We start from the raw sequence: 22952 nt of genomic DNA, 5'->3' as shown, positions 1-22952 counted from the left end.
ATGCAGTCAGCGCATTCAATCAATCAGCATCACGGCTACACGCTACTGGAGTTGTTGGTAGTACTGGCGATTGCTGCGTTGACCCTCACTCTGGTTGGGGCAAATATTACTTCCGCTGTAGGTAGTGCCAACCTGAAAAGTGATGTCAGGAAAATCGCCTCCAGCTTGCGTAGCGTTCGATCCGAATCATTGACAACAAGCTCGATTGCCGCATTCCATGTGGCACCGGACGGTACCCGGTACAGACTGGAACCGATGGATAAAGAGGTTTACGTCAGTGATGGAATTACCCTGGATTTGAGGGCCGATCAGCATCCGGGAGAATTACAGTTGCCTTCCAGTGCCATTTTGTTTTACCCGGATGGTACATCCAATGGCGGCGAAATAACGGTTACCTCGGAAAGCCAGCAAATATCAATAGAGGTGTTGTGGTTGACCGGTGAGGTAAAAATCCATGAATAAATGGCGTGGTTTTACCTTGATCGAAGTCGTGGTGGCACTGGCCATTCTCAGTGTCAGCCTTGCCATTATTCTGCGTATCGTGAGCAGTTCTGCCAAAATTACCCATGTCAGTGAGCACTACTATCAGGCCATAGATATTGCTGAAACCCAGTTGGCACTGCTGATTGCCGAAGAATCGGGTGCGGCAACCCGCTCTGGCAGGGTGGGTGACACTTTTTACTGGAAAGGCATGGTGAAAGCCTATCGTCTGCCGTTAGACAGCCCCTTATTTATCAAACAGCAGGGCTTTGATGCCGATTATGACGCATTTATATACAGCGTCGATGTAAGCTGGGGCGATCGCAAAAAACGCCATTATCGCCTGAGCACGGTTCGTATTGGAGGTGAGCTGTGAAATGTCGCGGCTTTACCCTTGTCGAACTCATGATCGCTCTTGTGATTATGGGGGTAATGGCCGTGCTGATGGCCAGCTCACTGAATTTAACGTCAAAAGCCTGGAATCGAATCGGTGATAGGCAAGATGGCTCGGAGCATCAGTATCTGGTGAATCAACAAATTCGCAATCATTTATCCTCGGCACGATTTTTCAGACTGCGTAACAGCACTGGGGAGCGAATAGTATCGTTTACCGGCTCCGAACAAAAACTCAGTTTTGTCGCACCATTTCCCGGATATAACAGCGATGGAACCCTGTATTGGTGGACGCTTGAATTACGACTGAACGAAGAGCAACAGCGTGAATTGGTGATGAGCTATGAAACCTTCAATGACGACGCTGTGATTGAGCTGGATGGTGAGGGTGGAATAACTCAGGTTGTCGACTTTGAAAATGAAAATTTTGATGAATTCTATGGCGATCCCGATAGTGGTGAAAAAAATGAATTAATCATCGCCACTGATGTTGAGGAAATCAGCTTCCAGTATCTGCAAAAAGATGAAAACGATCACTTGGATTGGGTCTCTGATTGGGAGCCGGGTTATTTACTGCCGCAACTGGTAGAAGTAGGCGTGTTGTATCAAACACCAGGTCCATCGGGCGAAAAACTGAGTTCTCTGGTGGCTGCATTTCGCTTTGCCAGACAGCGGTTGATAGCAGGGGATAATGAGTGATACTGCCTCGTCAGAAAAAAGGCTACGCACTAATCGCAGTACTCTGGGTATTGGTACTGCTGACTGTGCTGGTGGCCGGGCTATCTGCATCCAGTCGGCAAACCACCAATAGTCTGGAGGCATTTGCTGGTGGTGTTCAGGCCAGATATCTGGCAGACGGTGGCATTCGGCTAGTGATATTAAATTTGCTGGATCCTCTGCCAGCCAACCGTTTACTTGGAGATGGTCAGCTGATAACAGTTGAGGTGGATGACGGTCAAGTGGATGTAGTGGTGACGGATGAAAATGGCAAAATCGATATCAACGCAGCTAACGAGTTGCTACTGACTCGATTATTTGAAAGTCTGTCCGTAGACGAAAAAAAGAGCGAACAATTGGCTGCGGCTATTGCGGATTACAGGGATGAGGATGACCTGGTTCGATTAAATGGCGTGGAAGATGCCGATTACCTGAAGGCGGGCTTAAGTTATGGTGCAAAGGACGCATTATTCACCAGTGTGGATGAGTTGAAGCAGGTTTTGGGGATGGATCAGGAGATTTTTAATGCAGTCAGGCCATACGTGACCGTATATGCAAGATCACAGGGGGTAAACCCTGAGGTGGCCCCTTTACCTGTATTGATGGCATTGTCGGACGACTCCGTAGGAATGCTGGAAAGTTATATCGATCAGCGCAGACAAGCGCATAAAGATGGTCTTCCCATGCCATCAGTGCCGCAAATTGATCGACAGTTCATGAGCAGAACCCGAGGTGTTATCTATACCATGGATGCAGTTGGTGTTACGGAGAAAGGGAAACAGTCTGGAGTAACAACTACGCTTAGAGTACGCAGAGGGCGCAATCAGGCGTCTTTGGAGATTCTGGCCTGGAAACCTTACATAAAGCCTGAATACGAATTGACTCTTGGTTCTTTTGAAGTACAGGAATTGGACGCTGACAACGAATGATGATTGAACAATTAAAAAAACAACTTCAGGGGTCTACGGCGCTGAACAATGCGATGATTTGGTGGCTGGGTCAACTGAAAGCCTTGTTGCCCGACAAACTGCTGCAGCGATTTTCACCCACCGTAGAAACGTTAACAGTGGAGTGCTCGGACTCAGCCTGTCGTATAGATCATTACAAAAATAGTGAAGTTCATTTGCTGGCAGTTTGTGACCTGTTGAATGATTCTGAAGAAAAATTGATTGATATACGCCAACAGTTCTTAAAAGGAATGTCGGGACAAACCAGGGTTCTGGTTCGGCTGGATGATTCTCATGTTTTAAATCACCAGGTTGTTTTGCCATTGGCGACGGCAGATAACTTGAGCAGTGTTGTGGAATTTGAGCTGGATCGATTTACTCCCTTTAGGCCGGGTCAGGCAATGGTAGGATACCAATTGATTTCCCGGCACCCGGAGCACGACAAGGTCAAGGTTCAACTCGTGGCATCGCCGAATCGAGTTGCTGGTTTAATCAATCGTAACCTGTCCGTACTCGGATTGAGCCCGTCGGCAATATTGCCACCTAAATCAATAACCGGTGAATTGAATCGGCCGCAGTCCAGTAGCTGGAATATGCTGCCCGAAACGGATCGTCCAATCGCTCAGCCGGTTTGGAATCAACTGAATCGTCGCCTGTTCATCTTTCTGCTGATAGCCTTTGCCGCAGTGTTTGTAATTCCCCACTTTCAACTTGAACAACGCAAGCAAGCGCTTGTTAATGAGATAGATGCCATAGAAGCCGAGGCCAGGGCCGTATCAGCCAAGCAGGCGAAGTTAATCCAGCAAGTGGATGTAGGGGCAAACCTGATAGAGCGTAAAAACACCACTCCAAGTCGATTAGCAGTTTTGGATGAACTGACCCGGATTATCGAAGACGACACCTGGACATCAAGTGTGGAGATCAACGAGAAAAACGTTAAATTGGAAGGGGAGTCGCAACAGGCGTCGGCTTTGATTGCTTTGTTGGAAGCTTCTCCAATGTTTCAAAACGTAAATTTTGAATCTTCCACAACACGTAACCAGGCAACCAATCGAGATCGCTTCCAGATAAAGTTGGATCTGGTTACCAATAACGGAGGTGGCAATGAATAATCTGTCACCCGTTATGCAACGATCACTGGCATTGGCCATTTTAGCCGTGATCATTCTGTTGGTTTGGGCCTGGTTAATCGCTCCGGTAACCAATTCTTACGGCGAAAGACTGGAAGAAGTTGAAGATCTCTCCAGTCGTTTGAGCCGTTATGAACGCCTTTTGGATAATGAGTCCTATATCGACCAAACCCTAGAGCAATTAGAAAAGGATACAAAGGATACCTCGCTGTTCTTTGAAGCTGAAAAAGTAGCGCTTGCCAGCGCCCAAATGCAGCAGTTAATCAACCAGTTTGTCAGCCAGAGTGGTGCGCAGAGTGTCAGCTCACAGCAATATCAGGCGCAACCGCTGAATGGCACCCAGGCAATGGGGTTGCGAATTCAGGTACGGGGGGAGGTGACTAATCTGTTGAACCTGCTTCATTCCATCGAATCTGCACAGCCAATTATTTTTATCGAAAACCTGAAGATTGATTCAGTCAGCGAGCGAACTTTGCGAGTAATCTCTCGTCGACGTCGTGGTAATAATACGCCTCAAACCAATTTCAGCATGACTATTGCAATGGATCTTGTCAGCTATGCCTCCGCACAAACAGAGGAGGCGAACTAATGAGTATTGCCAATCAAAAAAATCCGCTTACTTCAGTATTGGTTCTACTGTTGCTTATTTGCCTAATGACATTGGTCATTGAAATAGCGTTGATTCAGTTTTCGGGTGGTTTACTGGGCGGAAACACTAATACCGAAAATCATAACCCTTATCAGAACTATCAAGCCGTAGAGCTGAAATCAATGCCAGTCGTTGAAGAGTTTCAGGGTGTCGTAGACAGGTCTCTATTCAGTTGGGATCGTAAGCCGAGATTTGTTTCTGCAGAGACTGGCACAGACAATGATGTAGAGTCCCGCTGGGATCTAACCGGAGTTGTGAATACCGGAAATGAGACCTACGCTTACTTTACTGCCAAAAATGGATCTCAATCAGAAACTGGGAATACAGGCCGGGTACAGTTGCAGGTAGGAATGTTCTTGGAGAAATGGCGCGTCGACCGAATTACACCGGAGACGGTAGTGCTAAGCCTGGATGGTGAGGAGCAGGAGTTTCGATTAGTAACCGATATGCCACCTCCTGTACGCAGGCCACAGCCAAGAGCCAGAGATAACGACACTGGGCAAAAACAAGATTAAGACTGACCAAAAGGAGAAAAGCATGAAAACGGTTGGTTGTATGAAAATTATTGGTGTTTTGGGGGCATTATCCGCACTCTCCTGTTCCCAAATGGGCACCCAGCAACAAGCCTCCGCAGCACCAGAGCGATCCGCGCAGAATGCCGCTCAGGTTTCCACGCAGCCGGCCGCAGATACGTCAGCCGTTGAGGCGGCAGAGCCTTCGGTGCCATTAAAAGAGATCTATGAAGGCAGTGGAAACCTGATCAATTATCACATTGCTAACAACACGATGCCGAATGACACGGAAGGGGAGGTAACGCTCAACTTCCAGAACTCAGAGATCTCGGAAGTTGTGAAAACGGTTCTCGGCGATATCATGGGTGTAAATTACGCAATGAGCCAGGCGGTCACTGGCACTGTCTCCATGCGTACAACCCGTCCCATCAGTCGCGACTCCCTGATCCCGGTTCTTGAAAACCTGTTGTCCATGAACAATGCCGCTTTGATAAAGGGGCAGGATTTTTATGAGATTGTACCGACAGGAGAAGGTGGGGTTACAGGACTTACTCCAAGCACGAAGTTGAATGCAGATCGTGGGTATCAGGTCTTGATTGCACCTTTGCGTTACATCGGTGCTAAAGAAATGGTCAAAATCCTGGAGCCAGTCAAGTCGACCAAGGCAGTCGTAAAAGCTGACCCATCGCGGAATATGCTGATAATGGCGGGTACACACAGTGACCTGTACAACTTGCGACAAACTATCCAGATTTTTGACGTCGACCAGTTAAAAGGCATGTCTGTTGGCCTGTTCCGAATGCAAAATGTAGATGCCAGTACTATGCAGACAGAGCTCGAGCAAATCTTTGGGGATAGTGCCGAGGGGCCATTGGCTGGTTTGGTGCGTTTCACCATGATTGAGCGCCTCAATGCATTACTGGTAATTACTCCCCAGAAAAAATACCTGAGCGATGTAGAAACCTGGATAGAACGACTGGATCAGGCCCAAAATCCACACGGTGCAAATATGTATGTTTATTACGTACAGCACGCCCGGGCCGATAACCTTGCCGATCTGCTTAATCAGTTATTCGAAGGGGGGAGGCGAAATGCAGTAGCTGCTGCCCAAAGAGAAGCGGCCAGGCCACAACCAAATGCTGAGGGCGATGGCGCCGCAGAACAGGGAGATCGACAGAATCAGCAACTGTCCAGTGTGGAACTTGGTGAGGTTACCATTATCCCTGATCTGGAGAGCAACTCTCTTTTGATCATGGCGACACCCTCTGATTATGAAGAAATTGAAAAAGCCATAACCAAGCTGGATGTTCAACCCCTACAGGTACTGGTTGAAGCGTCCATTGTTGAAGTGACGTTAGATGAGGGGTTGGAATATGGGTTGCAATGGTTCTTCAAAAACAGTTTTGATGACAAAACCGGCCGTGGAGGTTTGAATATTCCTGCGAATGGCCGAGTAGTAACCAGGGATAGTGATGGCAATATAGTCAGTACCCTGAATGGTGTTCTGGATGATCCTGTAGATTTCACTTATGCGGTATTTGACGCTGTAGGTACTCGCGCAGTACTAAATGCTATAGCTGGAGACTCACGCCTTAATGTACTGTCTTCACCATCGTTGATGGTTTTGGACAATCACCAGGCGCTGATTACAGTTGGTGACAGGGTACCTATTCGTACGTCTGAAACCAGCAATACAAGCAGTACCACCAATATAAATGACAATATTGGACTCAATGTCACCAGTCAGATTCAGTACCAGGATACCGGCGTGACTCTTGAAGTTACTCCAAGGGTAAATGCCGGTGGTATGGTGGTTCTGGATATCACCCAGAAGGTGGATGATGTAAGCACAACAACATCTTCAAACATTGACTCTCCTACAATTCTCAAACGCGAAATAAATACAAATGTGGCTGTACAGAGTGGAGAAACTATTGTTCTGGGTGGGCTTATACGTGAAGATAAAAAAGTCTCTGAAAATGGTGTGCCTTTCCTTAAGGATATTCCCGGGCTTGGTTTATTATTCAGCAGTAAATCCACAACGAAAAGCAAAACAGAGCTGGTTGTGATGATTACTCCAACAGCAATCAGTAACCCGAAAGAAGCTCGTGATGTAACCGAGGAGTACAAGGCCAAGCTTAAGGATGTGGATTTGTCTTCACTGAAGTAGTACCTTCTTTCTGTAAACAAAAAGGCTCGCAACTGCGGGCCTTTTTATTATTTGCACAAAAAATGTAGGGTTTTAAATAGGAGTTTTAAGGTGAGTTTCAGCTGGTGTTAGAAACCGTTCGTCGGTATTTTTATAATAAGTAAATGAAATATTAAGGTCATTTTATATAAGTTGACTTCTGTAATGTTCTTTATATTCAGTGAGTTGTGAATTTGGTGTTGGTCTGGCTTACATATTGAGGTGTTGGTTTTTATACAAAGTCAGTGACTGGAGTTGAAGGAATTAAAAAAACCATCTTGTGATAATCTTTTATCTCAACTAAATATAAACTCCCTGTTTGTTAAAAGGCAAAGTTAGTTGATTTTTTGATTAGCTAACCACGCAAAGCTCCGGGCTTCAATTGAAGCGGCCGAGTTGCCACAGGTATCCAAACGCAATGTTTGGGGTAATGGCGACCGGCATTACGCAATTTACCCCTTTGTAACTTTGAACTCGGCGAATCTGTCGATGTGTTTCTGTGCGTGTGTTTTTTATGCGCACGGCCTTCGATTGATTGGTTGAAACGTATCTGTATCGGATCAGGACGATCCAAGGAGTTTTGAGATGAAGCGGGTGGCAGGATTTGTTCATAGACACATGGTTATGTCTATGTCCCTTTTAGGCATTTTTCTGGTAATTGCACTTGTTGCGGTTGCAGACCATATAGCAACCCATGGGGATCTTGAGCCCCAGACCAAATTTGAGATTGAAGGTAACATTGCTGTAGGCGACTCCTTGGGGGATCCTCCGGTTTTGGGGTTGATAGATTGGTCCAATGCGTACACAACCTCGAATAATCAAGCAGTATTCCTGGCAGACCCACACTCAGATGCCCAGCCTGACACCACCGTGTTCATACAGGGAGGGAAGTTTAAGGATCCTGAAAACTGGACTATTGGTGAATCCCAGGTAGGTGGCGCGCAAGTTGAATTGACCAATATCCTTGCTTGGGCAGCTGCGCCGGGTGATGTCTCTCCTGGAGTGCCAGCGGATGAACTCCTTTTTCTTGCGGGCGAAAGAACCAAAGACGAAGGTACATTTGCACTGGATTTTGAAATTAATCAAAAGCCCTGGGCCAGAATCATTGACGAGAATGGAGTCAGTCACGGAGGCCCGGAAAGAACAGTCGGTGACATTCTGGTGGGATTTGAATTGTCTGGTAATCCCACGGACCCACAAACTGATCTGCAGGTTCTGATTGCTATCTATGATCCTGAAAATTCATTGAATAATAACGTCTGTAAGGTAACACCTGGACAAGGAAATGAAGACGATACGATTGAGATTGGTACTGACCCTTGCCCAACTTATGGTGAAAATAATAATTTCACTGGTTTCTACTATCGCTTCCTTGCGAATGCCGCCATTTTACCAACTTCGGGATATGGTGTTGCCACAATGAATGCGGATGCCTTTACAGAAATTGCAACGGACTTTCCAGATCCTTATATTTCTTACGATGAAGGCGGTACAGCTGATGGTGTAATCGAAGAGTTTGAATTCTTCGAGGCGGCTATTAATTTGGCGGTTCTTATGCCAGAGGGAGTGGGTTGTCCTGGGTTTGGTTCAGTTCATGCCAAGAGTCGAGCCTCTTTGTCGCCGACCGCTGATATTAAAGATCTGTCTGGTCCTGAGCCGCTTCCCATCGAGTGCTTTATTGATGTATTCAAATACTACGATTTGAATTCGAACCGCCAGTTTGATGGCGATCCGGAAGTAGGTCTGAATGGTTGGACATTTAATCTTTATTCTGCAAGCGATTTGAATAATCCGATTTCCTCATTGATTACAGCCAATAATGATTTAAGTGATCCAGGATTTGGCATTTTTGCAAATCTTCCTGATGGCGATTACGTCGTTAAAGAGGATTGCACAGGTCAAGGAGATAAGTGGATCCAGACACAACCACAGCCAGATAGTGACTCAAATGCTGATTGTGGCACAGGCGAGTATCCGGTCACCATTAGTAGTGGCAGCAAAACAGCTTCACTCGATTTTGGTAATACACAGTTAAGTAAAATTATTGTCGATAAAGTGACCTTGCCAGCTGCGGACCCACAATCATTCAGCTTCACTACCACAGGTAGTGGTTATAGTGGCTTCAGTTTGACTGACGCTGGCGGCACAAATGAGCAGGTATTGATGCCAGGTGCCTACACCGTAACTGAAGATGGAGAAACCGGCTGGGATCTTACAGGCCTCAGCTGTTCAGTTACCGACAATGGCGGTGATGGTACTGACGACAGTAACATCACTACCAACCAAGGTACTGGAGAATCTTCAATTACCCTCGCACCAGGTGAAGAGGTTACATGTACTTATACCAACACCAAGCGCGGTGAGATCCACGTGGTGAAAACCACCGAGGGCGGTGACGGCACCTTCAGCTTCAGTGGCAATGTCAGCGGCAGCATTACCACCGTGGGTGGCGCCACCCAGAACGCCGACATCCTGAGCAGCGGACCCATCGTGCCGGGCAGCGGCTACAGTGTTGGCGAAAGCGACCCGACCCCGGCGTTTGACCTGACCAGTGCGACTTGCGACGACGGCAGTCCGGTGGACAACATCGACGTAGGTCCGGGCGAAGTGGTGACCTGTACCTTCCACAACGTCAAGCGCGGTGAGATCCGCGTGGTGAAAACCACCGAGGGCGGCGACGGCACCTTCAGCTTCAGTGGCAATGTCAGCGGCAGCATTACCACCGTCGGTGGTGTGACCCAGAACGCCGATATCCTGAGCAGTGGATTGGTTGTTCCGGGCAGTGGCTACAGCGTCAGCGAAAGCGACCCGACCCCGGCGTTTGACCTGACCAGTGCGACCTGCGACGACGGCAGTCCGGTGGACAACATCGACGTAGGTCCGGGCGAAGTGGTGACCTGTACCTTCCACAACGTCAAGCGCGGTGAGATCCGCGTGGTGAAAACCACCGAGGGCGGTGACGGCACGTTCAGCTTCAGTGGCAATGTCAGCGGCAGCATTACCACCGTGGGTGGCGCCACCCAGAACGCCGACATCCTGAGCAGCGGACCCATCGTGCCGGGCAGCGGCTACAGTGTTGGCGAAAGCGACCCGACCCCGGCGTTTGACCTGACCAGTGCGACCTGCGACGACGGCAGTCCGGTGGACAACATCGACGTAGGTCCGGGCGAAGTGGTGACCTGTACCTTCCACAACGTCAAGCGCGGTGAGATCCGCGTGGTGAAAACCACCGAGGGCGGCGACGGCACCTTCAGCTTCAGTGGCAATGTCAGCGGCAGCATTACCACCGTCGGTGGTGTGACCCAGAACGCCGATATCCTGAGCAGTGGATTGGTTGTTCCGGGCAGTGGCTACAGCGTCAGCGAAAGCGACCCGACCCCGGCGTTTGACCTGACCAGTGCGACCTGCGACGACGGCAGTCCGGTGGACAACATCGACGTAGGTCCGGGCGAAGTGGTGACCTGTACCTTCCACAACGTCAAGCGCGGTGAGATCCGCGTGGTGAAAACCACCGAGGGCGGCGACGGCACGTTCAGCTTTAGCGGCAGTGTCAGCGGCAGCATCACCACCGTGGGTGGCGCCACCCAGAACGCCGATATCCTGAGCAGCGGACCCATCGTACCGGGCAGCGGCTACAGCGTCGGCGAAAGCGACCCGACCCCGGCGTTTGACCTGACCAGTGCCACCTGTGACGACGGCAGCCCGGTGGACAACATCGACGTCGGCCCGGGTGAAGTGGTGACCTGTACCTTCCACAACGTCAAGCGCGGTGAGATCCGCGTGGTGAAAACCACCGAGGGCGGTGACGGCACGTTCAGCTTCAGCGGCAGTGTCAGCGGCAGTATCACCACCGTGGGTGGCGCCACCCAGAACGCCGACATCCTGAGCAGCGGACCCATCGTGCCGGGCAGCGGCTACAGCGTGGGCGAAAGCGATCCAACCCCGGCGTTTGACCTGACCAGTGCCACCTGTGACGACGGCAGTCCGGTGGACAACATCGACGTTGCTCCGGGCGAAGTGGTCACCTGTACCTTCCACAACGTCAAGCGCGGCGAGATCCGTGTGGTGAAAACCACCGAGGGCGGTGATGGCACCTTTAGCTTCAGCGGCAATGTCAGCGGCAGCATTACCACAGTGGGTGGTGTAACCCAGAATGCCGATATCCTGAGCAGTGGCTTGGTTGTTCCGGGCAGTGGCTACAGCGTCAGTGAAAGCGACCCGACCCCGGCGTTTGACCTGACCAGTGCGACCTGTGACGACGGCAGTCCGGTGGACAACATCGACGTGTCACCGGGCGAAGTGGTCACCTGTACTTTCCACAACGTCAAGCGCGGCGAGATCCTCGTGGTGAAAACCACCGAGGGCGGTGATGGCACTTTCAGCTTCAGCGGCAATGTCAGCGGCAGCATTACCACCGTGGGTGGTGTGACCCAGAACGCCGATATCCTGAGCAGTGGATTGGTTGTTCCGGGCAGTGGCTACAGCGTCAGCGAAAGCGACCCGACCCCGGCCTTTGATTTGACCAGCGCGACTTGCGATGACGGCAGTCCGGTGGACAACATCGACGTAGGTCCGGGCGAAGTGGTGACCTGCACCTTCCACAACGTCAAACGCGGCAAGATCATTATCGAGAAAGAAACAATCGGTGATGTTGGCAGCTTCGACTTTGTTCCGGTTGGATTTAATTTGCTGAGCGGTAATACCTTAACTACCACTGTTGTGGGAGAACCAGGTGTTGCCAGTGATGATTCCGGCTTGATCATTCCAGGCCCATATTCAATCACTGAAACCGTACCATCAGAGTGGGACTTGACCAGTGCCACTTGTGATAACGGTGAAACCATCGACAGCATTGATGTTGGTCCCGGTGAAACCATTACCTGTCGATTTGTGAATACTAAACGAGGTGATGTGGACCTGATTAAAAAGTTGATAGGTATTGAAACCACACAAGCCTTCACATTTACCCTGAACGGTCCCGATGCCAATAACCTGATGGATAGCAGTACTCCGGATATTGATTTTGGACACCCAAATCCTCCAGGTGAAAAATGGCTGGTTCCAAATCAAACCTACACCATTTGTGAAACTGGTATAGCAGCTGGTGCCGTATCGCTTTGGTCAATCAATGGAATGAGTCTCCCGTTTGTAGGAGAGAAAACCGGAGCGTTATTAGAGGTATACAACCCTGATGACAATGGTGGGCCAGAACCAGATGATTTGGGTAATCGCTGTGTTGACTTCCAGGTTGAACCGAATGGCTCCATCTTGTTCGTTGTCGACAACCGCACACCTCTTGGTGATGCAAGAACTCCCGGTTATTGGAAAAACTGGAGTTCCTGCAGCAGCGGCAACCAATTCGGCAAGGCTGCTGAAGAGTATGAAGACAACAAAAATGGTTTTATAGATGTACGTCATTATTCACTGGATGAAGTGCTGACTGAGGCTTACAGTCGATCACCAAATCCGATCAATCCGATCCACGTATATGAAACCGGTATATTCATCGGCTTGCTGCAACTGGACGGTGACTCTTCAGGTAATGCTTATGACCAGTATCTGAATGACGGCTCTCTGCCCGACGCGGATTGCGAAGAAGCAGTGCTTGTACTGAGTTCTGCGGATCAAAACGCGACTAAAGGTGGAAAAAATAAATCCGTTAATCACTCATCTGACCCAGCCTATAAAGTCGGTCGCTACCTGCTTGCCTTTATTGCAAACCAGACTGCTGGTGCATACCCCTGTGACTATGCGGCTGATGCAGCTGAAGCAGCACAAATGCTGCTGGGTAATATAGGCTTTGATGGAACAGGAGAATACCTCTCCAACAAAGCCATTAAGCAGGGTAAAGGTACTATAGAAGACGCTGAAAATGCGCTCTACTACCACGGTATATTGGGTCAATATGTTGAGAATGATCCGTTGCTTGATTGCGGGGGGAATCTTTCTCCACCCAATCCATAAGTAATGGTTTGCAGTTTTGGTGCATCGGTTTTATGCCGATGCACCCTTTGATTTAAAAAAGAATAGTCTTTTATATTGCATTTTTATGCAATATTTTCTCTCGTGCAAAAAATATATAGTTTAAAAATATTTATTTATTTTTAGTCAAAATAAATATTGTTATACCGTGAAATGTGTCCTAGTTTTTTCCTTGCACTTGATGAGTCCTGATTCGTAATTCGGTGATGGGGTGAGCTGTTTCAAGTGAATTGCCATGATTGTAATAAGAATTAATCGCGGCATTATTTAATTTAATCCACCTAAAAATTCTCGATGTATTCCGGGTGAGTAGGCGCCTGGTTCGGAACCTTTTAGGGGAATCAGGAGGATTTATGAAAAGGCTTAAATGGGTGTTATTGATTGCAGGAATGCTGGTATTTGATTTTGCAAATGCTGGACCGGCAGCAAAATTTGCGGCGACCTATACCGATGAGAGGCCATCACTAGTCTCGGTTGTAGTTATTGATGGTGCCACCCAGGACAGCTTGGTGTTTGATCTGAGTACTGGTTATACACTGGCTACCCTGAAGGTACCTCAGGATAAAGAGCTTTTGATTGGTGTTTCATCAGAAGTTGGTATTGTTACCGATACTTCTATCAAAGGCAGGAATGGCGGTGATGCAAAAGCAATTGCCGGTGGTGGAGCAGCGGTGGTTGTATTTGCCGTTCCGGTAGATGGAGCTAATGGTACAGCAGCAATCGCTGCTCCAGGACCTGTAATGCTCTCTGCACGTGTTCAGGAACTCAGCGCTACGTTGGGGGGTGTAATCGAATCTTGTGAGGATACTCTGGGCGGTGGCGAACTGGGTGATGAGCCTGACGGTGTTATAGATGTGGCAACAGAGTGTGTGGTTACCGATGAAGAAATCGGGTTGGCACTGTCTACCTTGGCATCCCATCACTTCAACTTCGTTCTGCCTAATATGGATCAGGGTGAGTACAATCTGGTTGCCTTCTTTGTTACTGGTGCGCTTGCGAAAGTAGATATTAACGAGCTGTCAGTATCTGAAGGTGGTACTGTTGAAGCCAGTGCCTATGCCAAAGCGTTTTTGGGCAAGACAATGGTTACAGCACAACAAGTACGTGCCACTAAAGGTGGTGTAATCGACGCAGATATAGTCGAATAATGGCGACCATAAGCCAGGGCTCTGTCAATCATGGATGGAGCCCTTTTACCTATCTGTCTCAATTGTCTTCTAATCCTCTGGTCTAAATAACTTTTCGGCTTCCTGAATTGTAAGGAACTTTACTTACAGGCAGACTAGACTTCTGTTAACCGGACACAATAACAGAAGATATGTACTACGAATCCTACTTCAAACTGAAAGAGCCACCGTTCTCAATCTCGCCGGATCCGCGTTATCTCTATCTAACGCAGAGTCACCGGGAAGCTTTGGCGCACCTGTTATATGGGGTAAGCAGCAATGGGGGCTTCGTATTGCTTACTGGTGAGATTGGAGCAGGAAAAACCACGGTATGTCGCTGCCTGTTAGGACAGCTTCCAGAACACACTGATGTTGCTTATGTGCTTAACAGCAAGCTTTCCACGCTGGAGTTTATGGCAGCCATCTGTGATGAGCTGGGTGTTCAGTACGACGAGAATGCGTCCTTAAAGAAGCTTGTGGACCATATCTATCATCATCTCCTAAAGTCTCATGGCGCAGGGCGCAATACTGTACTGATGGTGGATGAGGCCCAAAACCTGGATTTGTCCCTCATCGAACAGTTGCGCTTGCTGACAAACCTGGAGACAAACCAAAAGAAACTGTTGCAGATCATACTGGTAGGGCAGCCCGAGTTGCGTGAAAAACTGGCCTTACCGGGAATGCGGCAGATGGCACAACGTATCACAGCACGTTTTCACCTTGGTCCCCTCAGGAAAAAAGATATTCGTGACTATGTTCATCATCGACTGAAAGTCGCCGGCGGGAAAAACGAGCTATTCAGCAGGGAGTGCTACAGCAAACTGTGGCAATACACCAAGGGTGTACCAAGGCTGATTAATGTTATCTGTGACAGGGCATTGCTGGGAGTTTTTGTTGGCCAGGGCAACCTGGCTACAGGCAATACAATTGAAAGAGCTGCCTCAGAGGTTCTTGGTACAAAAGCGGTTAAGCCAAATCATATTGCCCGATGGGGATGGAGTATTGCAGCATTGTTATTGGTGGCTGGCGCTTTTGCGGCCAGTTATTACTATCGAGCTAATCATTTTGAAAGCCAGACATTTACAGAACGCTATTTTGGTGACGAATCCATTTCTGAGCAGGAATCTCCTGTTGATGTTGTTGATCAGGTGAATGAGGATCAACCAGAGAAATCCGAAAGTGGATTTGAACAAGACTTGAGCCCAGCGTTAGAAGAGGAGTCAATGGAAACAGATGATGCATTAAGTGCATCTGAATCGCCTCCAAAGCAGATCCAAACGACCAATATCTTAGCCCCCCAGATTCCAACGGCTCCCGGAGTCACGGAGCAAGCGCACCAGACGATTCTCAACCTCTGGGAATTACCGCAAATGCCAGCTACGGCAGCTGGTCTATGCGATTTTGTAGAATCCCAGGGGGTGTCCTGCCTTTACCAGCAGGGTAATACCGAGACATTGAAACAAATAAATCGCCCGGCACTGCTTACACTCTTTACAGAAGACGGTTCTTCTTATCTTGGAGCGTTGGCTGGGATGACTGATAGCACTGCCACAGTGGTGATTAATGGTCAGCCTCAAACGGTCACCTGGCAGGAGCTGCGGCGCTGGTGGTATGGCGACTTTCTTGTTTTGTGGCGGTTGCCTCCAGGATACAGATTTCCTCTGAGAGAGGGGGCGGCGGGTGAATCAGTGGGGTGGTTAAGCAACGCACTTGGCGATGAAGCACCAGCTTTGCGATATGATGAGTCAATGGTTGATCGTGTCAAAATTTTTCAGCGAGATCACGGTCTAATACCGGACGGTGTCGTCGGCCCTCTGACGATTATTGCTCTCAATAACCAGCACACTGAAAATAGCCCCCAATTGTTTGATAAGGAACAGCATTAATGTCGTACATTCTGGACGCATTGGAAAAGTCGCAAAAGCAAAGGGAAGAGAGTGATGTTCCCGGCTTGGACAATGTGCATGTACTCAGTAATACCCAACCGGAGGAGCCGCAATCGGGCGGTAAGCGCTGGGTGGTTATCGTTTTACCTTTGCTGGCAATTGCCATGGCAGGGGGGTGGTGGCTGGCCGGATACAGTCCGGAAGGTCAGCCAGAACCAATGAATTCTATTACTGATACTCGGGTGACTGAATCCGATTCCACTTTAAACGATGTTCAGTCATTAGCTGATACCGTTGGATCAACTGCAATTGATTCAGGTCCGGAGGAGCAAGCAACTCCGGATACTTATTCTATAGAGGTAGCAACACAACCGATAATTGAAGATACCTCAACCCAGACGCAAACCATTGGTGTGCCAGAGAAAGTTGGGCCAGAAAAAGTTGAGCAGGAAGTTGTTTCTGAAACTGTGCCAAGCGATGTTACTCCGCCAGTGGTGAAAATCGCTCAAACTGAAGAACCAATAAATCCTGCAACAACTCCTCAGCAAGACCAAATCAAACAGTCAGATGAGGTAGATTCTATTGGGCAGGAAACAGCTGGTTCCGAGGTGGTTTCCAGTGAGCCTCCTGAGCAAACAGTCGAAGAACTAGTAGTAGAAGCAATTCCACACTACAGGGCTTTGCCTTTTGAGATTCAGCAAAAAATTCCGGAGATTCGTTACTCGGTGCATCTTTATTCCCCAACTCCTGAAAACCGCATGGTGAAAATTGACGGTTGGGTAAGAAAAGAGGGAAGTACAGTTTACCCGGAAGTAAAGCTTCTGGAAATTACCGAAAAAGGGGCGGTTTTTCAATACAGGGAATATAAATTCAGGGTTCCGGTGAATTAGAAATTTCAGCTAGCTCAAATGCATAAATCAAGTACATAAAAGAGACCGTCGTTTCACTGATGGTCTCTCTTTTTGAAGAACTCTTTAAAACTTTCTGGACGATAAAAACAGCGCCTGCTATACATATCTTTGACTATCCCGATAATAGTAACCCTGTGGGAAGTTACTCCTGCAGGAGCACAAAGCCACGGAGCTTTTCACCATGGAAAGCCCGCCGAGCTGCCGAAGGATAAGTTGCACGTCAACTGAACTTTATGCAGCGTTTGTTAGTGCGGGTTTACTGTGCCACTTGATGGCAATTGCCATTATCAGCGAAGTAATCCAGTCATAATCAGCGCGCCTGTAAACACTTTCGGTTATATACCGTTGGTGGAGATGAGTAGTCGTTTAAACAGGCAAGGTTAATTGGTTCAGACTGACGCAGAGTGTGAGTAGGGCATCGGTGTCAAGTGACAACCCCTATCAGCAAATCAGGGATTGGTCCCGGCGACCCCCCATCGCCAGTGGACGTCCTACCTCCCTGTACTTGAGCCGATGTCTAGCAGTTCTCACGTTCATCCGGTCGAACTCTGCGTCAGTCTTTTAACTTTTGCACAAAACTCCCCTGGTAATTGAGAAGTAGTTCTGCTTTTTAAAAGCCGATGTCTAAATTTAGCTGTTTTAAATTTACTGTCCTTTTAATAAGGATGACTGGTACTTTTTGCTGGCTAAGCTGCGATTATTTTCTGGCAGCGCAAGTAAACGGCTGCTATACATAGATAGCTTTCCCGAAAAAAGTAAATCCGCTGAAAAGCGGAGGCACAAAGCCACGGGGCCTCTTCACCAGAACTGTTCTGGTGGTAAAGCTCGCCGAGCTGCTGAAGGGAGTCGCATTAATTTGCGATGCAGCGGGTGAGTTTCCTGAAAAGCTGTAATTCCAGTAGTTTCTCTATTTTCTCACCAATGCTAATCCGTAAGTTAAGGTATCTATGGATTAAAAAGTGGCGAGTAAGCCTACAACAACTTGTCCAATAGATCTTGAATTATCCGCCTCTTGAGAGCTGTAAACGGGGATGGAAAAGGTTTATTGATCGCTAATACGATCAACGATCGGACTGTGTAAAGAGTCTGAATCGGCTGGCGCAGAGCGTGAGATGAGCGTTTGGAGTGGGCGTTAATATCTGCCACTGCCTCTCTAGGTGTTTTATAACACCAGGCCAAACTCCAAATCGTTCTGAATTTCTTACCGCTACAGGCATTTTTTCTGCGCCAGCCTTTTATCAGTCTGATAGAGAATTTAATCAATTGGCATTAAGAATCAGGAGGAAGGGACAGAACAGGAACGTTTAGCCGTAATAGAGTGAAAACAGAGTTAAGCAGCAGCCGACACCCTGCAAACCTGGGAGCGTCATCCGGCAAGATCGACTCGTTGGCCTGCGACACTTTAGTCTTCGCGTTATTGATATAACGCGATAGGGGCGGCTGCGCCTTTTCAGTATAGGGTAAAACCGTTCGGTTTGTCCTTCTCCAGAGTATCACGCCGTACCGGTGTAGATGTTCTCTCCTGATGACTTAGTCCATGGGATTCAAGTAATTCTTCGCTGTATTTACCGGCGTTGTCGACTGCTTGGATGGATTTCGTCACGTTGTTCATATCGAAAGAACAACCAAATCCAAAGGGAATTTACATGATCAAGTCTAGATGGAGAGAACGATCGGTGATCGCTGTCGTGGGGTTGTAATCAAGAAACTTCGTGACAGCTCACTGTGAAAGGTAATTGTGCCGAGACCGGCACAGAGAGTTTAACCTTAACAGAGGATATCAAGATGAAATCCTTATGGCGACATACCAGCAGCACGATAAGGCGAATTTATTCGACCTTTATGGGTGCTGTCGTTGCCACTTGTATACTGTTGGCAACAGTGGTTCTGGCTGTAGATGGCCTGGGCTTATTTGAACTTGATGGAAATGCAGTTGAGAGTGGAGCCCCAGGTGAAGACTGGGAAACACTTTATAATTCCGGTGGCAATGATGGCGGTACGCCGATTGCGTTTACCGGAGTTTTGGATGATATATCCCCATTAAGCATTTATTGGCAAGGTGGTTCAAAAGATATCAACGATGTTTCGGAGTGGAATTATAAAGATGGTTCCGTGCCGGACAAAGACGATATTACCAATGCTTATGCTGCAGCTTATATTAATAGTGCGGATAATGGCATCCACATGGAAGATGACTTGATCATCTATTTTGGTTTGGACCGCTATGCCAACAAAGGTGATGCCTTTGCCGGCTTCTGGTTCTTCCGGGATCGAGTTGGTCTGGATGGTATTGATGCGTTCACCGGTAATCATATGGATGGCGATTTGCTTGTGTTGGTTGAATACCCGCAAGCGTCAGGTGCCGTCCCGGAGATCAAGGTCTACGAATGGGTTTTCAATGGCGGCGATATTTCGGATCACCTGAAGTTGTTATTAACAGCATCGAATGCCGAGTGTGATGGCAGTGGCGGTAAAATTGCCTGTGCCATTACCAATGACGGTGATGAAGCTTCTCCCTGGCCCTATACGCCCAAGGCAGGAAGTGCAGGCACATTCCCGTTTGAAAGCTTCTACGAAGGTGGCATCAATGTTTCTGCCCTGATGCGTATGGCAGGTGAAGAAAATTCTCCTTGCTTTAACAGCTTCCTGGCTGAAACCCGTTCATCCCGTTCCGAAACTGCTCAGTTGAAAGACTTTGTACTGGGTGGATTCCCACTGTGTCAGGCTGTGATTGATACAGAAATCCACGCTGGTACAAACCACGTAACGGATGTTCAGGATACCACTTTGAAAGTGGGCAGTGCAGTTCATGACTTTATCAATATCATTGGTTCAGGCGTGCCGAACCTGCCGGATCCAACAGGAACTGTTGACTGGACCCTGTACGACAACGGAACTTGCGATGGCAACGTACTGTTATCCGGAACTTCTGGCATAACCGGAAACGGAGATGGAACAGCGTCAGTGGATAATGTGGGTTCATATACCAAGAATTCCGCGGGCTCAATCTCCTATGGCATAACCTATAACGGTGATGTCAACTTCCCGGCAGTGGATGAAGAGCACTGTGAAGTGGTGTCATTTGAAAAATACGACACCATGACATCAACAGCTATCCACGCAGGAAATGATCACGTCACGGATATTCAAGGTGGTGCGGTGAATGTTGGCACATCCGTCCATGACCAGGGCACAGTTTCCCTTGCTAATACGGAAACCGATCCAGGTGGTTTGCCAGATCCTACCGGCACAATTACCTTCACCCGCTATGCAACTTCTGATTGCACTGGTTCAGGTGTCAATGAAGTCGTTAGCCTGGATGATGGTGATGGTGGTGTGGAAGAGTCTTCAGCCTTTATCACCAACCTGGCAGGAGGATTGTCTTATTCCGCCAGTTACAGTGGTGACTCGTTCTACAACGGATCAAGCCATGCATGTGAAGTGCTGACTGTGAATAAATTTGATTCAAATATTTTGACTCATATTCACGCAGGCAGCGATCACAGCACTGACATTCAGGGAACTACTATTAAGGTTCTCACTTCCATCCATGATCAGGCCATCGTATCCGGTGCAGGTCCAGATCCAACTGGTACCGTGACTTTCCGTCTGTTCAGTGACCTCGAATGTCAAACTTCTCCAGTAGTATTTGATACCGTCGCGATCGCAGCAGATGGCAGTAACGACGGTTCCGCAGCGGTTGAAAGCAAGTCGATGGTGACTTCAGCAGGTGTGTTGGCATTCAGTGCCAGCTACGGTGGCGATGACAATTACAATCCGTCTGGCGCGGCTGATTGTGAACCGCTGACCGTAGTGAAATACGACACCATGACCGCAACCGCCATTCACCAAGGCAATGATCATGTCACTGATATCCAAGGTGGCGCGGTGAATATTGGTACATCAGTACATGACCAGGGAACCGTTTCCCTTGCCAATACTGAAACCGATCCTGGTGGCTTGCCAGATCCTACCGGTACGCTCACCTTTACCCGTTATGCGACTTCCGATTGCACCGGCACTGGTGTTGATGAAGTGGTTAGCCTGGATAATGGTGATGGTGGTGTGGAAGAGTCCTCTGCGTTTATAACCAACGCAGCAGGTGGTTTATCTTACGCTGCAACCTACAGTGGAGATGCAAACTACAACGGATCAAGTCACAGTTGCGAAGTCCTGACTGTGAATAAACTGGTGTCCAATATTCGGACCGAAGTTCACGATCCGGCTCACGTCGATATTACTGGTCAAACAGTGACTACTGACGTACAAATCCACGATACCGCGTATGTTACCGGCGCTGGTGCAACTCCAACCGGAACAGTGACTTTCGTACTGTTCGACAACCTTACCTGCGATGGTAATTTGGTCAGTCAGGTAGATGTTGCCCTGGATGGCGGTGGTGTTGCGAAAACACCAAGCTTCTTCCCGGGAGCGGGCGAGTGGTCCTACAGTGCCAGCTATGGTGGTGATGATATCTATGATCCATCTGGCCCTGCCGCTTGCGAACCTTTCACCGTGATTGAAATTGGTGAAGAGGGATGCACTCCGGGATTCTGGAAAAACAGCGTTGGAAGTTGGGTAGATACCAATCCACTGGTACAACCCACTGACTTGGTAACTGCATGGTTTAACCTGCCAAATGGCGTAATTAACAACAACCTGGGTGGCGACACCCTGTTGGATGCGCTGGATTATGGCGGTGGTGATAACCTGCTTGGCGCAGCAGAAATATTGCTGCGGGCAGCGGTAGCTTCATTACTGAATGCAACGCACAGTGGTGTTGACTTCCCATGGACCTATCAGCAAGTTGTTGACGCTGTGAATGCGGCACTGGCGACCAAAGACAGAGCAACTATTTTAGCTCTGGCCTCTGATCTGGATGCCGACAACAACCTTGGATGTGAATTGCCGAATGACAGTTCCTTCTAGGTAAAAAACCTGTTGCAGAGTATTTGTGACAGAAACGAAGAAGGGCAATGAATTTTTCATTGCCCTTTTTTATGCGGCCGATGTACTTCAGGATGGAATCCTCTATCGGTTTAATTCGGATGACTGGCGATTTTTTCTGATAGATCGGTAAATGATTTCTGGAATAGAGTGTAAACGGCTGCTATACCTAATGGGCTTTCCCGAAAAAAGTAAACCCGCTGAAAAGCGGTGACACAAAGCCACGGAGCCTCTTCACCAGATCTGTTCTGGTGGTAAAGCTCGCCGAGCTGCTGAAGGGTAAGTCGCATTAATTTGCGATGCAGCGGGTGAGTTATCTGAAAGCTGTCTATCCAGTATTTTCTCTAAATCCTCACCCATGCAAATCCGTACGTTATGGTGTCTATGGATTAAAAGTGGCGTGAAGCCTACAACAACTTGTCCAATAGATCTTGAATTATCCGCCTCTTGAGAGCTGTAAACGGGGATGGAAAAGGTTTATTGATCGCTAATACGATCATCGATAGGGCTATGGTAAAGAGTCCTGAATCGGCTGACGCAGAGCGTGAGATGAGCGTTTGGAGTGGGCGTTAATATTTGCCACTGCCTCTCTAGGTGTTTTACAACACCAGGCCAAACTCCAATTCGTTCTGAATTTCTTACCGCTACAGCTATTTACTCTGCGTCAGCCTTTTTCAAGACTGTTAAAAAGTTATGAGCTGGCACTAAGAATCAGGAGGAAAGGACAGAACAGGAACGTTTAGCCGCAACAGATTGAAAACATAGTCAAACAGCAGCCGACACCCTGCAAACCTGGGAGCGTCATCCGGCAAGATCGACTCGTTGGCCTGCGAGACTAAGTCTTCGCGTTATCCTAATAACGCGATAGGGGCGGCTGCGCCTATTGAGTATAGGGTATAACCTTCCGGTTTGTCCTTCACTATGCGTTTTCTCCATACCTGGATTAAACGCTTCCCTCTGATTTTTAGTTTTCAAAAACAGGTAATTGTTCGCTGCGTTTGTGCAGTGTTCATGACTATCTGGATAGCGCCCGTCATTGAGTTC

14 protein-coding genes and 4 riboswitches are annotated in these 22952 nt (G+C 48.3%); of the genes, 13 read left to right on the top strand and 1 reads right to left on the bottom strand.

Annotated features, from left to right (window positions below; translation table 11 throughout):
• The 12 genes from QP938_07660 to QP938_07605 all read left to right on the top strand — a co-directional run bounded on the left by QP938_07660 (window position 1) and on the right by QP938_07605 (window position 16940).
• Entirely contained in the window at window positions 1-462 is a 462-nt protein-coding gene (locus QP938_07660) for a GspH/FimT family pseudopilin (GenBank protein ID WIO73189.1), read from the top strand.
• Entirely contained in the window at window positions 455-856 is a 402-nt protein-coding gene (locus QP938_07655; GenBank protein ID WIO73188.1) for a prepilin-type N-terminal cleavage/methylation domain-containing protein, read from the top strand. Before QP938_07660 ends, QP938_07655 begins: the two co-directional genes overlap by 8 nt.
• Window positions 853-1572 (top strand): type II secretion system protein, encoded by a 720-nt coding sequence (locus tag QP938_07650; GenBank protein ID WIO73187.1) that lies wholly within the window; start codon window positions 853-855, stop codon window positions 1570-1572. The genes QP938_07655 and QP938_07650 overlap by 4 nt, the downstream gene beginning before the upstream one ends.
• Complete coding sequence (locus tag QP938_07645) at window positions 1569-2519, top strand: type II secretion system protein GspK (GenBank protein WIO73186.1); 951 nt, start codon at window positions 1569-1571, stop codon at window positions 2517-2519. Before QP938_07650 ends, QP938_07645 begins: the two co-directional genes overlap by 4 nt.
• Window positions 2516-3649 carry a PilN domain-containing protein gene (locus QP938_07640; GenBank protein WIO73185.1) on the top strand — a complete coding sequence of 378 codons (1134 nt, stop codon included), beginning with the start codon at window positions 2516-2518 and terminating at the stop codon, window positions 3647-3649. Before QP938_07645 ends, QP938_07640 begins: the two co-directional genes overlap by 4 nt.
• On the top strand, window positions 3642-4256 hold the full coding sequence (gene gspM, locus QP938_07635; GenBank protein WIO73184.1) for a type II secretion system protein GspM: 615 nt from the start codon (window positions 3642-3644) through the stop codon (window positions 4254-4256). The genes QP938_07640 and gspM overlap by 8 nt, the downstream gene beginning before the upstream one ends.
• The gene (locus QP938_07630) at window positions 4256-4831 is read left to right on the top strand and encodes a hypothetical protein (protein WIO73183.1); all 576 of its coding nucleotides are present in this window, start codon (window positions 4256-4258) and stop codon (window positions 4829-4831) included. The genes gspM and QP938_07630 overlap by 1 nt, the downstream gene beginning before the upstream one ends.
• A 22-nt stretch (window positions 4832-4853) precedes the next feature.
• Window positions 4854-6998, top strand: coding sequence for a type II secretion system secretin GspD (gspD, locus tag QP938_07625; protein WIO73182.1), 2145 nt, complete (start codon window positions 4854-4856; stop codon window positions 6996-6998).
• A gap of 336 nt (window positions 6999-7334) precedes the next feature.
• A riboswitch (cyclic di-GMP riboswitch) is annotated at window positions 7335-7420 on the top strand.
• A gap of 226 nt (window positions 7421-7646) precedes the next feature.
• A complete protein-coding gene (locus QP938_07620; protein WIO73181.1) occupies window positions 7647-12980 on the top strand; it encodes a hypothetical protein in 5334 nt (1777 codons plus the stop codon).
• Window positions 12981-13351: 371 nt separating this feature from the next.
• Window positions 13352-14146, top strand: a complete 795-nt coding sequence (locus QP938_07615) for a hypothetical protein (GenBank protein ID WIO73180.1) — start codon at window positions 13352-13354, stop codon at window positions 14144-14146.
• Between the two features lie 170 nt (window positions 14147-14316).
• Window positions 14317-16050: an AAA family ATPase gene (locus QP938_07610; protein ID WIO73179.1), complete on the top strand. Its 1734-nt coding sequence runs from the start codon at window positions 14317-14319 to the stop codon at window positions 16048-16050.
• Window positions 16050-16940, top strand: a complete 891-nt coding sequence (locus QP938_07605) for a general secretion pathway protein GspB (protein WIO73178.1) — start codon at window positions 16050-16052, stop codon at window positions 16938-16940. Before QP938_07610 ends, QP938_07605 begins: the two co-directional genes overlap by 1 nt.
• 136 nt (window positions 16941-17076) lie before the next feature.
• Window positions 17077-17167, top strand: a riboswitch (cyclic di-GMP riboswitch).
• A 538-nt stretch (window positions 17168-17705) separates the two neighbouring features.
• A riboswitch (cyclic di-GMP riboswitch) is annotated at window positions 17706-17802 on the top strand.
• A gap of 609 nt (window positions 17803-18411) precedes the next feature.
• On the opposite strand, the gene QP938_07600 is transcribed toward QP938_07605, so the two are convergent.
• Window positions 18412-18564 (bottom strand): hypothetical protein, encoded by a 153-nt coding sequence (locus tag QP938_07600; GenBank protein ID WIO73177.1) that lies wholly within the window; start codon window positions 18562-18564, stop codon window positions 18412-18414.
• 182 nt (window positions 18565-18746) lie between these two features.
• Here QP938_07600 and QP938_07595 point away from each other — a divergent pair, with 182 nt between their 5' ends.
• Window positions 18747-21890 (top strand): Ig-like domain-containing protein, encoded by a 3144-nt coding sequence (locus tag QP938_07595; protein WIO73176.1) that lies wholly within the window; start codon window positions 18747-18749, stop codon window positions 21888-21890.
• 198 nt (window positions 21891-22088) lie between these two features.
• A riboswitch (cyclic di-GMP riboswitch) is annotated at window positions 22089-22185 on the top strand.
• Window positions 22186-22952 lie beyond the last annotated feature (767 nt).

The organism is Porticoccaceae bacterium LTM1 (assembly GCA_030252795.1).
Classification (GTDB): domain Bacteria; phylum Pseudomonadota; class Gammaproteobacteria; order Pseudomonadales; family Porticoccaceae; genus SCSIO-12696.
Note: the sequence above shows the minus strand (reverse complement) of the source record. Positions and strands in the feature narration are given on the sequence as shown.